9 protein-coding genes are annotated in these 12,197 nt (G+C 52.3%); 7 read left to right on the top strand and 2 right to left on the bottom strand.

Annotated features, from left to right (window positions below):
- Positions 1–431: 431 nt before the first annotated feature.
- The gene (locus NSQ24_RS25530) at positions 432–2,873 is read left to right on the top strand and encodes an EAL domain-containing protein (protein WP_339166890.1); all 2,442 of its coding nucleotides are present in this window, start codon (positions 432–434) and stop codon (positions 2,871–2,873) included.
- A 147-nt stretch (positions 2,874–3,020) separates the two neighbouring features.
- On the opposite strand, the gene lhgO is transcribed toward NSQ24_RS25530, so the two are convergent.
- Positions 3,021–4,217, bottom strand: a complete 1,197-nt coding sequence (gene lhgO / locus NSQ24_RS25525; protein ID WP_339166888.1) for an L-2-hydroxyglutarate oxidase — start codon at positions 4,215–4,217, stop codon at positions 3,021–3,023.
- A gap of 488 nt (positions 4,218–4,705) precedes the next feature.
- Here lhgO and NSQ24_RS25520 point away from each other — a divergent pair, with 488 nt between their 5' ends.
- The 6 genes from NSQ24_RS25520 to NSQ24_RS25495 all read left to right on the top strand — a co-directional run bounded on the left by NSQ24_RS25520 (position 4,706) and on the right by NSQ24_RS25495 (position 11,217).
- Complete coding sequence (locus tag NSQ24_RS25520; protein WP_157211815.1) at positions 4,706–5,356, top strand: MBL fold metallo-hydrolase; 651 nt, start codon at positions 4,706–4,708, stop codon at positions 5,354–5,356.
- A 20-nt stretch (positions 5,357–5,376) separates the two neighbouring features.
- Positions 5,377–6,246, top strand: coding sequence for a DUF6282 family protein (locus tag NSQ24_RS25515; protein WP_003388752.1), 870 nt, complete (start codon positions 5,377–5,379; stop codon positions 6,244–6,246).
- 28 nt (positions 6,247–6,274) lie between these two features.
- The gene (locus NSQ24_RS25510) at positions 6,275–7,534 is read left to right on the top strand and encodes an MFS transporter (RefSeq protein ID WP_003388751.1); all 1,260 of its coding nucleotides are present in this window, start codon (positions 6,275–6,277) and stop codon (positions 7,532–7,534) included.
- Positions 7,535–7,793: 259 nt separating this feature from the next.
- Entirely contained in the window at positions 7,794–8,483 is a 690-nt protein-coding gene (locus tag NSQ24_RS25505; protein WP_003388750.1) for a FadR/GntR family transcriptional regulator, read from the top strand.
- Positions 8,484–8,521: 38 nt separating this feature from the next.
- Positions 8,522–9,916: an FAD-linked oxidase C-terminal domain-containing protein gene (locus NSQ24_RS25500; RefSeq protein ID WP_035979411.1), complete on the top strand. Its 1,395-nt coding sequence runs from the start codon at positions 8,522–8,524 to the stop codon at positions 9,914–9,916.
- Entirely contained in the window at positions 9,913–11,217 is a 1,305-nt protein-coding gene (locus tag NSQ24_RS25495) for a (Fe-S)-binding protein (RefSeq protein ID WP_003388748.1), read from the top strand. The genes NSQ24_RS25500 and NSQ24_RS25495 overlap by 4 nt, the downstream gene beginning before the upstream one ends.
- A 186-nt stretch (positions 11,218–11,403) precedes the next feature.
- Here NSQ24_RS25495 and NSQ24_RS25490 read toward each other — a convergent pair whose 3' ends face one another.
- Entirely contained in the window at positions 11,404–12,168 is a 765-nt protein-coding gene (locus tag NSQ24_RS25490; protein ID WP_024983674.1) for a ParB N-terminal domain-containing protein, read from the bottom strand.
- Positions 12,169–12,197 lie beyond the last annotated feature (29 nt).

Raw genomic sequence — 12,197 nt, 5'->3', positions numbered from 1 at the left:
GAAACGTCCGAAAGCAGCGAAAAAGATGGGAACATACACGAACCTCGTCTGTAAAGCAGTCGGGGTCTTTTTCATTCTGCTGTGACTTTCATAAAAGTTTCAGAACGGTGTTGTATGATAAGTCCGCAACCAGTCATCAGTGAAAAAAACGTCTTTTTCAGAAAAGCGTTTTGAACGGGGAAAAGGAGTTGGTAAAATAAATGGGAACCTGTCCATTTTCAAGCCTTATACATGTCTTTGGAGGAAAGAAAAGGTCTGCTAGCCATTTCAAATGGCTGAAGAGATTGGAATGGCAACCGACCAAGTGGTTGCCTCCGCAGGTATGTTACAAAGGGCGGCGGCAAGCGTCTAATTGTGTGAGTCCGATCCGTATACTCGAGAGTGGTTTTCTGCCTGATGGTCAGCTGAACAAAGAAAGCAGGTGAGAAGTTATGGATCATCAGATACATGGGACGTACGACACGTTTTTGGTTATCCTCTCCTATTTAATTGCGGTCACAGCCTCGTATTCCGCGCTTGATCTGGCCGGAAGGGTGAATGTAAGCCGCGGGAAGCATAGATTGCTTTGGCTGGTTTTTGGCGCCATGTCGATGGGGCTGGGCATCTGGTCCATGCATTTTGTCGGGATGCTAGCCCTTGCCCTGCCCGTCAAAGTGCTCTACGACCTTTCGCTTGTCATCCTATCTGTTCTCTTCGCCATTTTTGTCTCAGGCATTGCCCTTTTGACCGTATCGAGAAACAAGCTGGAGGTCAAGGAGCTTGCCATCGCCGGCGTATTGATGGCCGGCGGCATATCCGGGATGCACTACACCGGGATGGCAGCGATGATGATCGGCATTACCTATGACAAGGGGCTCGTTATCCTTTCTGTTGTCATTGCCGCTACGGCCTCGTTTGCGGCCTTGTGGCTCCTGTTTTATTTCCGCAAGGACCAATCCCGATTTGCCTACTTGTACAAGCTCGGCAGCTCGCTCATTATGGGGGCGGCGATTGCGGGGATGCACTATACGGGCATGGTTGCGGCCCATTTCCATGCGAGCGAGCACCAGTATGGTGTCGAGGTGCAAATCGAAACGGAAACGCTTGCCTACATCATTGTCCTTGCTACCTTCCTGCTATTGGGCATTACACTGGCAGGCGTATTCATCAACAAACGGCTGTCGCAAAAGGACCTGGTCATCCAGGAAAATGAAAGCTGGTATCGTTCGCTATATAAAAATAACGAATACGGCATTATTTCTCTGGATAAGGCCGGGACCATCATTAATATGAACCCTGCTGTCCCCAAAATGATCGGCATTCAGGCAGAAGATTACCTCAACAAGCACTTTTCTGCGATCGGGTTGGACATGAGCGCCAAAGATAAGACGAAAACAGACGCAGTGGATGAGCAATCATCCAGGCTGCTGCCCAAAGACTTTGAGACCTCTTTTGTTCAACCGAACGGTAATTTGGTCGAGCTGAGCGTAATGAATATCCCTGTGGAGATAGATGGCAAAATAGTCGGAAATCATATTTTCATAAAGGATATAACGGAAGAAAGCAAAGCCAAAAAGAAAATCAAACATTTGGCTTATCACGATGAATTGACGGGCTTGCCCAATCGGAGGAAGCTCAATGAGCGCTTGGATCAGTCCATTGAGCAAAGCAATCGGGACTCATCCACCTTTGCCGTGATGGTTCTGGATATTGACCGTTTTAAAATGATCAACGATTCACTCGGACATACGTATGGAGATATCTTTTTGCAGGGCGTAAGCGACAGAATCGTCAAGAGCGCCGAGGGGTTCGAAGCAACGATTGCCCGCATGGGGGGAGATGAGTTTATCATCCTCTGCAATACCGGCCCGGAAGGCGAGGAAGCGGCAGAGCTGGCGGAACGGATCATCGAAGCGCTGAAGAAGCCCTTCCATTTGAAAGACAACGACTTCTACATATCTGCAAGCATCGGAACCGCACTGTTTCCGGTTCATGGCAGGGATGCCGTCGAGCTTCTGAAAAAAGCGGATACGGCGATGTACAAGGTGAAAAAGCAGGGCAAGAACGGACATCAATTTTACTCGCCGGATCTCGACGTTCAACTGCTGGAGAATATCGGCCTGGAGAGCGATCTTCGAAAAGCGATTGAACGCAACGAGCTGGTCGTGTACTACCAGCCGCAATTCCATGCCCAAAGCAACCGAATGATCGGAGTGGAGGCGCTGGTCAGATGGAATCATCCCACCAGAGGGATGCTGTCTCCCGGCGTATTTATTCCAATCGCAGAGGAGACCGGCTTGATTTACGAAATCGGTACATGGGTTCTGAGCGAAGCATGCCGGCAAATGAAAAAATGGCATGATGAAGGCGGTCCTTTGATACCTGTCTCCGTCAATCTCTCCTCTCATCAATTCCATCAGCCGAACCTGGTCGAGTACATCGTCAAAATCCTCGAGGAAACAAAGCTGGAGCCCCAATACCTGGAGCTGGAAATTACCGAGAGCATGATGATGGACCCGGCCGTATCGATCAGCATTCTGGAGGAGCTGAACAAGATCGGGACGAGGATCAGTCTGGACGACTTTGGAACGGGCTACAGCTCGCTTAGCTATTTGAAAAAGTTCCCGATCCACAAATTGAAAATCGACCGTTCCTTCATCACCGATATATCCGAAAACCACAACGACAAAGCAATCGTCGCGACGATCATTTCCATGGCACAGCATCTGAAGCTGGATGTGATCGCGGAAGGAATCGAAACCAAGGATCAGCTCGACATTCTCACGGAAAATGACTGCCACGAAATTCAAGGGTATTATTTCAGCAGCCCATTGTCTGCCAGTGAGGTGGAAAAAACGTTTTTTGTCCCCAACCGTTTGCCCAGCTATCAATAGTGGACAAGCTGGCAATCAGCCAGGATCGATGTTCGCATAGGCCTGCCAAAAAGAAATCCCGTCTCATCAGCAAAGTGAGACGGGATTTTTCTGTATGGTGACTGGACTCGCTTTCTGTGATCTGAAAGCCCGGTCAGAGGCATGCGGTTAAATCTGTGCCGGCTCCGGAATTCTCTCCCCGATGTTGCGCCCAATCGCAATCGAGGCTGTCGCCGCAGGTGAGGGCGCATTCAAAATATGGGTGGAGCGCTGATTGGTGACGATCAGGAAGTCATCGACCAATTTCCCGTCCTTTGTAAGCGCTTGGGCCCTGACGCCATTCTGGGACTCGACCAGATCCTCGGCGCGAACTTCCGGTATCAAGCGCTGAAGGCTCTGGACGAACACCTTTTTGCTGAATGAGCGGACCATTTCCTTCCAGCCCTCGCCCAGGTTCTTGTAGGCAATTTTCCAAAAGGCGGGATAGGTCAGGACTTCGGTTATATCCTTGAGATCAAAGTCTGTCTTGCGGTAGCCTTCCCGTTTAAAGCTCAGCACCGCATTCGGCCCGGCGTGCACGTGGCCATCCATCATCCGGGTGAAGTGGACGCCGAGGAAGGGAAAGTTCGGATTCGGAACCGGATAGATCAAATTTTTCACCAGATAGTGCTTTTCCGGTTTCAATTCGTAGTATTCGCCGCGGAAAGGGACGATTTTCATATCGGTTTTCAATCCTTGAAGCGCTGCGATGCGGTCGCAATGGAGGCCGGCGCAATTGATCAGATAGCGGGCTTGGATCGTCTTGTTGGTGCATTCGATCTCGACTCCGGAGCTGCTTTCCTTTATATTTTCGACTTTTGTCCCCAGAAGAATATCGCCGCCTTTTTCCTGGATGACCTTGGCAAGTGACTCGGCGACGCGCTTGTAATTGACGATTCCGGCTTCCTTGACCCGGATGGCTTTGAGGCCATATGCATGGGGCTCGATCTCTGCAAGCTGATCCGCATCAATGATGGATACGTCGAGCTGGTTTTCAAGACCGCGTTTATATAGATTCTCAAGCAGGGGCAGCTCATGCTGGTTGGTTGCCACAATCACTTTTCCGCACATATCGTAAGGAATTTCGTGCTGGTTGCAAAATGCGCGCAGCAAGTCGCCGCCTTCCCTGGAAAGCTTTGCTTTCAGGCTGCCCGGCTTGTAATAAATGCCGGAATGGATTACTCCGCTATTATGGCCGGTTTGGTGAAAAGCAAGGGTGCGTTCCTTTTCGACGACGGCAATTTTGGCTTGTGGGTACTTTTCGACAAGCGCATAACCGGTAGAGAGACCTACGATACCGCCCCCGATAATGACATAGTCATACATGATATCACCTTTCTCCGCTAAGCATTCCTGAATATCTCTGCAATGTACAAGCATGAATGAGAAGTTGTATTACAATTATAATACACATGTAATACAAATCAACCTAAATGAGTTCAAAAGAAATAAATTATTTGGAATATAGACAAACTTATAATCGTGTTGTATTCTTTATATCACCATATATAACGTATCAAATCGGGTTTTGTACAAAAGGGAGTGATGAAAAAAGCTTGTATTTTTGTAGTACAAGTTGTTATAACAACTTATCGGTCATTCTGGCAAAAACAGAATGTTGAGAAACAAATGCTTGCGCAATCGGGTTGAGCATGCGGACAAGAGACTCCCTTTGAATCCAAACCCGTGAGCAGGGCGTATACAGCAAACAAAATGCGACGCAGAAAAGGCAGGAAACCAACATGGAAATTACCGTCTTGTATCAAGGCTTTCCGGGAAGATCAAGCCGTGGTTTTCTTGGATGGAGCAGTTGCGTGTTGATTCGCCGAGAAGGAAAAGCGCCGATTTTGTATGACACCGTGGGCTTTCATGAGCGATATTCGCTGCTGGCCAAACTGAAGGAGCTGGGGGTTGGCCCCGAAGATGTCGGTACGGTCCTGTTAAGTCACTTTCATTTTGATCACGCTGTCAACTATCCGCTGTTTCCGAACGCTACGTTTTACCTGCACGAAGAGGAAGTCAAACATATAGAAGAGAACGGGACAAAGGACCTCGCCGTCCCTCGCGAGATGTTTCCGGCTTTGCGCGATTCCGGGAAGCTGTCGCTACTGTCCGGAGAGTCCGGCGTCGTCGAAGGACTTCCGTGGCTGCTTACACCGGGGCATACGCCGGGCTTGTATTCCATTCTGACTGAATACCAGGGGAGAAAGTGGGCGTTGGTGTCAGACGCGGTGAAAAACATCCTGGAGCTGACCAGTGGCGACGCAGTGATGACATGGGATGACGCCAAAAGCAAAGAGAGTATCCGGGCGATCGCCCAGTGGGCAGATGTTGTCGTCCCCGGCCATGATCGATTGCTGGAGATCGAGAGAACCGGCCAGGGAATCGTCGTCAACCCGTTGCATGAAAGCGCTGTACAAATTATCGTACCTTGGAAGGACGAGACATTCTCGCTCAAAATCTGAAATGACAGAAGGTGGTTGAAATGAACGATCTAAAAGGTGCCATTGATATACACGTCCACTCCAGTCCCAGCATTTTTCCCCGTTCGGTAAATGATCTGGAGCTGGCGGAGCAAGCCAAGCAAGCGGGGATGCGGGCTATCGTCCTCAAGGCGCACGAAGAATCGACCGTTTCCAGAGCGAAGCTGGTCAGCAAAGTGGTGGAAGGAATCGAGGTCTACGGCTCGCTGGTGCTCAATGAGTACGTCGGCGGTCTCAATCCTTACGCCGTAGACATGGCGATTCAGCAGGGGGCAAAGCTGATCTGGATGCCTACCGGCTCAGCCAAGCATCATCTGGATCATTACGGCGGAAAGAGCGACTACAAGGAACAAAAATCGACCATTCGCCTCCTGCCCCAGAAAGGGATCACGATCCTTTCGGAGGACGGCGAGCTGCTGCCCGTCGTCTATGACATCATCGATTTGATCAAGGGCACCGGAGCCGTATTGGCAACGGGTCATCTCTCTCCGCTGGAAACCCGGAAGCTCGTGGAAGTCGCGACGAAGCGCGGGGTGGAAAAGGTGCTTGTCGCCCATCCTGATTTGAAAATCAACAAAATGGATCTTTCGCTGCAAATCGAACTCGTCAAAATGGGCGCGTATGTCGAGAAGTCGATGCTGACGCTGATGCCGCTGTGGAAGTCGATCGAGCCGGACGAGCTGGTGCGGGGCATCCGCCAGATCGGCATTGAAAAGTGCATTTTGCAAACCGATTTCGGACAGGCCAACCATCCGGTGCCGACGGAAGGGTACAACCAGTTTATTCAAATCTTATTGGAGCAGGGCATGACAGAGAAAGAGGTTGAGCAAATGGCTTGTTTCAACCCGGCGGAATTAATCGGGCTTACGTAAAGACTAGAGAAAAAGGGGTTGAAAAAGTATGGCGCAAGCACAGTTGTCAAACAAGCCATGGTATAAAGAGGTTACGCAAAACCAATGGCGGGCGTTAATCGCTGCCGGGTCCGGATGGGCTCTGGATGCGATGGATGTGATGCTGTACTCCATGGTTCTGGTACAAGTGATGCAGGAATTGCAGATGGACAAGACGGCCGGCGGATTTTTGGCAACGCTTACCCTGCTCAGTTCTGCCTTCGGCGGACTATTGTTCGGGATGGTTGCTGACCGGTATGGCCGCACGAAATCATTGATGATCAGTATTATCGTGTACTCATTGTTTACATTCCTCTGTGGATTCTCGCAAACGGTTACACAATTGGCCGTATTCCGTTTGCTGCTCGGGCTCGGAATGGGTGGAGAGTGGGTTGCGGGCGCAGCCCTGATTACGGAAACCTGGGACGCAAAGCATCGCGGAAAAGCGATGGGTCTCGTACAAAGTGCTTGGGCAATTGGTTACGCGCTGGCTGCGATTGTGGCCGGTCTGGTCATTCCGCTGTGGGGCTGGCGCGGAGTGTTTTTCTTCGGAATTGTTCCGGCTTTGGTCGCCATTTGGATCCGCAAAGGCACAAAAGAGCCTGAGATCTGGGAAAAAATGAAGCAGGAGGCCACCACGCAGAAAAAGAAAAGCAAGCCTAAGCTGGTTGAGCTGTTTTCCGGGAAGGTACTCCGTTGGACCATACTCGGTGCGGCATTGAGCGTTTGCGCGCAATTTGGCTACTGGGGCCTGTTCACCTGGATTCCGTCCTACCTCGGCACTCCAGTCGATCAAGGCGGGGCCGGTCTGGATATTATGAAATCGACGACCTGGATTGTCATCATGCAGGCAGGTGCCTGGTTGGGTTACGTCTCCTTCGGCTTTTTGGCGGACAAGATCGGACGGAAAAAGACCTTTATCCTGTTCTTCGCGCTGGCGGCGCTGCTTGTTCCGTTTTACGGCATGTCCAGCGACGCGACCAGACTGCTGATCCTCGGTCCGTTTGTCGCCTTCTTTGGATCGGGCTACTTCAGCGGCTTTGGAGCGGTTCTGGCCGAGCTGTTCCCGACTGAGATTCGCGCGACCGGACAAGGGTTCTGTTACAACTTTGGACGCGGAATCGCTGCAACTGCACCGACTGTAGTCGGATTTATGGCAACCGGCATGGGGCTCGGTGCGGCATTCGGGTTCCTGGCCATCTCGTTTGCGCTGGCGGCAATCCTCGTACTGCTGTTCTTGCCGGAAACGATGGGCAAGCAATTAAATTAGCATACAGTTGCACATAGACAATCGATTGTCGACAAGAAAAGTTCATTGTGGATGAGGAGTCCATCATGAACTTTTCTTTTTCCTTGTTATTTGTATTACAATTATTGCGAGAGTGAACAAGTGCTCTCCTTTTCCTGTCCTTCTTTTGCTCAGTTTGTCTGCAAAACAATGGTAAAGAGTCGACCGGAATTGACTTTGCCATCTGAATAATTTACAATTTGTATTACAAATAAACCAAAATGAGAATCGGAGATGTACGATGTCCAAAGAAAAACTGTCGCAAATCATTTCACGTGAGTTGTTAAAGTTGATCGAGGCGGGCAAATATCCCCCAGGTTCGAAATTGCCGACGGAAATGGAGCTGGCTGCCCAGTTTGGCGTAAGCCGAATCCCGATCCGGGAAGCGCTCAGCGTATTGCGGGCAGCCGGTGTCATCAACTCTCGCCAGGGGGGCGGGAGCTTTGTCGAAGAGCGAAACGGTTCCAGCATATTCAGCAACATCCAGATTGAAAATGACGATGCCGAGCTGATCAGACACCTTTTTGAGATGAGGAAGATTCTTGAGCCTGAGGCCGCCTATCTGGCTGCCCTGAGGCGAACGCCTGAACAACTGGAACGAATGAGAGAGGCGCTCCAGTGGCTGGAGGCAGAATTGGCCGACGACAGCAAGATTGGCATGGAAGCGGATATGGAGTTCCACCGGTCGATGTTTTTGGCCACGCATAACCCGGTCATGATCCAGGCGATGGAAAACCTGTCTTCTCTCTACGAGCGTGCCCTGCAGATCACTCTTCAGTCCAACCTGGGCTTGAAACAGAAGCGCAAAGCGGTCTATCAGGAGCACCTGAACATCCTGTCGGCCATTGAGATGGAGGAACCGGAACTGGCGAAAATCCAATGCGCCATTCACCTCAAAAATGCGGAGAAAAAGCTGGACCTGTTCTCTTAGTCCAACAACAAGAGGAGAAAAATGAGACGATGACGGACATGCAAATCAAACAGATTGTTGACATTGTCAAAACAGGCAGAGTGCTTACCGATGAAAGCGACCGGTTCAGCTACTCCTTTGACGCCTCGTTTGGAACCTTTCTTCCCGATGCAGTCATTCAGACGAAGAGCGTCGAGGAAGTAGCCGAGCTGGTGAAATTCGCCAACCGCGAGAAAATCCCTGTTTATCCGCGCGGCCAATCGACCAGTTTGAGCGGCGGTCCTCTCCCGGTCAAGGGAGGCATGGTCATCGATTTATCGGTCATGAACGATTTGCTCGAAATCGACGAAGAAGATTTGGTCGCGGTCGTCTCTCCGGGTGTACTGACTGCCGACATACACAAAGCGGCGGAGGCAAAGGGACTCATGTATCCGCCTGACCCGAGCAGCTCCCATGTGTCTACCATCGGCGGAAATCTGGCGGAGAACTCAGGCGGACCGCGCGGCTTGAAGTACGGCGTGACAAAAGATTACGTCATCGGCCTGGAAGTCATCACCCCGGAGGGCGAGATCATCCGCACGGGCGGGAGAACGGTCAAAAACGTGACCGGTTACGACCTGACCAAGCTGATCGTCGGCTCGGAAGGCACGCTTGGCATTATTACAAAAGCAATCCTGCGGCTGATCCCGAAGCCTCCCGCTTCGGAAACAGTGATGGCGGTCTTTGACAGCCTCGTTGACGCGGGGAGAGCAATTTCCCAGATCCTCACCTCAGGCATCCTGCCGTCCAAAATGGAGCTGATGGATCAGGCCTCCATGGTGGCAGTGGAAAACTACCAGCCGTCAGGATTGCCGACAGATGCGGAGGCACTGATCCTGATCGAGCTGGACGGCCACCCGATGGCGGTACGAGATGAAGCCGAGCAGGTCTCGCAGGTATGCAAGCAAATTGGCGCGAGGGAAGTGCGCGTGCCGCAAACAAAGGCGGAAAAGGAAGATGTCTGGAAGGCGAGAAAGCTGGTTTCTCCGGCCATCGTCAGGGTGAAGCCGACGAAGATTTCCGAGGATGCCACTGTGCCGCGCAGCAAAATTCCCGAGATGTGCCGACGCCTGCAGGAGATCAAGGAGAAGTACAATATCCATCTCGTTGTATTCGGCCACGTGGGCGACGGAAATCTCCACCCGAACATCATCGCGGACAAAGCGGACAAGGAAGAAATGGCCCGCGTGGAAAAGGCCGTTGCGGAAATTTTCGAAGCCGCTGTGCAGCTAGGGGGCACGCTGTCCGGAGAGCATGGCATCGGAACGATGAAGGCGCCGTTTATGGAAATGGAATTGGGAGCCGCGGGCCTGGATATGATGAAGCGGATCAAGCAAGCCTGGGATCCTCATAACATTATGAATCCCGGCAAGATTTTTCCGGAGCCCGGACAAAAGTTGGTGTTGAGCGAATGAGTGAGAATCTTGCAGCATTGCGTGCGGAACTGAATTACGACAAAACCAGCAAATGCGTGCAGTGCGGCTACTGTCTGCCCGCCTGTCCGACTTATTTGACAATGGGCAAGGAAACGCATTCCCCGCGCGGCCGGATCAACCTGGTCAAGATGGCCGGCGAGGGGAAAATCAAGGATCTTTCGGTACTGGAGGAGCCGCTGGATCTGTGCCTCGGCTGCCGGGCCTGCGAAACGGTCTGTCCGACAGGTGTGGAATACGGCGCGATCCTGGAATCGGCTCGTGCAGCCGTGACGCGGCGCAAGAAGTTTTCCGTACCGGTAAAAGCGCTCAGAAACACGCTGTTCAAAAAGGTTTTCCCCAGCCGCAGGGCGATGAAGCTGATCGGCAACGCCATGTGGCTGTATGAAAAAACAGGTGTCCAAAAGCTCGCGAGAAAAAGCGGGCTGATGGAGAAGCTGCCTGCTCATCTGGGTGAATTTGAAAAAATCATGCCGGCTCCGGTATCGCCGGGCGAGCGCTCCAGCTTGCCTGCGGTAACGAGAGCCAAGGGTGAAAAGAAATACACGGTCGCCTTCTTTGTCGGCTGCGTCATGGACGCCATGTTCAGAAGGATCAATCATCTGTCCGTCCAGCTTCTGGCCGAGGTCGGCTGCGATGTGATCGTAGTCGAGAAGCAGACGTGCTGCGGCGCGCTGCATGCCCACACGGGGGAATTGGACGAAAGCAGAAAGCTGGCGAAGCAAAATATTGTCGCTTTTGAACAGGCGGAAGTCGATTTCATCGTGAACAACGCCGGCGGCTGCGGCGCGATGATGGTGGAATACGACCACCTGCTCGCGGGCGAACCGGAATGGGCTGAGCGGGCCCGCCAATTTGCCGGGAAAACGAAAGACATTTCCCAGGTGCTCGCCCTGTGCGGCGGGATCAAGGGACAGGAGAGACCGGCAGAGAGAGTCACGTACCAGCGTTCTTGTCATATGACAAACGTCCAAAAAGTGACCGAAGACCCGCTGGGGCTGATCAAAGGCCTGCCAAACGTGGAGCTGGTCGAGATGAAAGAGGCCAATATGTGCTGCGGTTCGGCGGGGATCTACAACATCGTGCAGTACGATGCCTCGATGGAAATCCTCGACTACAAAATGAAGCACGTCAAAGATACGCAGACCACCACGATTGTCACGACAAACCCGGGCTGCCTTTTGCAAATGAAGCTCGGCATCGAGCGGGAAAACTTGAACGACCGGATGCGGGCCGTCCACCTGGTGGAATATTTGGCCGAAAGGTGCGGCATCAACTTATAGGTACAAGCATGTGATACATGCAAGCATGAACTGTTCGGCCGGTACTAGCATAAACTACCCGGAAAAGCGCTGCCCGGTACAAGCACCAACTGTTCGGGACAGACAGAAAAAAGCGGATCATCAAGGACGTCAAGCGCCTGATGATCCGTTTCTATTTTGTCGTCTGTGGCTGTAGCGGCATGTTATTTATATTTCACATAAATAAACTTGTTCAGTATATAAACGCAGAGAGCGACGCCAAACATGCCGCAGCCTCTCCCACTCCGAAACGTCGGAATCTCTGTGCAGCAGGTGAAGAGGGATTTTCAGGTTCAGCAAGCGACCGTTGATCTGGAAGCGGGTGACCCCTGCCGGGAGCACGCGCCCTGCTTCCATCACGCGTTCCAGCTCCGCGTACGAGAGCGGCTTGAATCTGATCAATAGCATCCCGCTGTCCGGCAGAAGGCAGGTTCTGGCAGGGACCCGTTTGACCGCTCCGCGGGCGTTGTATGCGGAAACGACCTTGTGCCAAGCCTCCAGAAAGTCGTGGCGAACTCCGCAATCCAGGGCCCGCACATTGCCGTGCTCATCCACGATCTCCAGCCAGCCTTGTCGCTGTGCAGCAGCTCCGCTCCCCGCCGTCCAGTGGAGGGAAGGGTCCTCAAAAAGCTGCTGTACCCCCGCGTCTGCAGGAACGAGATGATGCCACGCCTCGATGGAGAAATCGTCCTGCCTCGCTACCTGTACAGGCACCTTGCAATACCCCAGCAGCCGAAGAGCGCCGATGCGGTGGGCTCCATCCAGCACCAGATAGCGGCCGTCTCTCATTTCCGTCGCCAGGATCGGATGGCGCAAAAACCCATCCTCCCGCATCGACTGGCTGACACGTTCAAGCCTCGACGGTTCATGCTCTTCGTGTAGCGACATTTTGTCCAGCTCGATCAATTGCAGTGACAGCAAAACCTCTGACATGAGAGCCTCCTTTTTACCTTGCCACTCGG

It is taken from the genome of Brevibacillus sp. FSL L8-0520 (assembly GCF_037963895.1).
GTDB classification, from domain to species: domain Bacteria; phylum Bacillota; class Bacilli; order Brevibacillales; family Brevibacillaceae; genus Brevibacillus; species Brevibacillus borstelensis.
The sequence above is the reverse complement of the archived record's forward strand: the minus strand, read 5'-3'. Positions and strand labels throughout refer to the sequence as shown.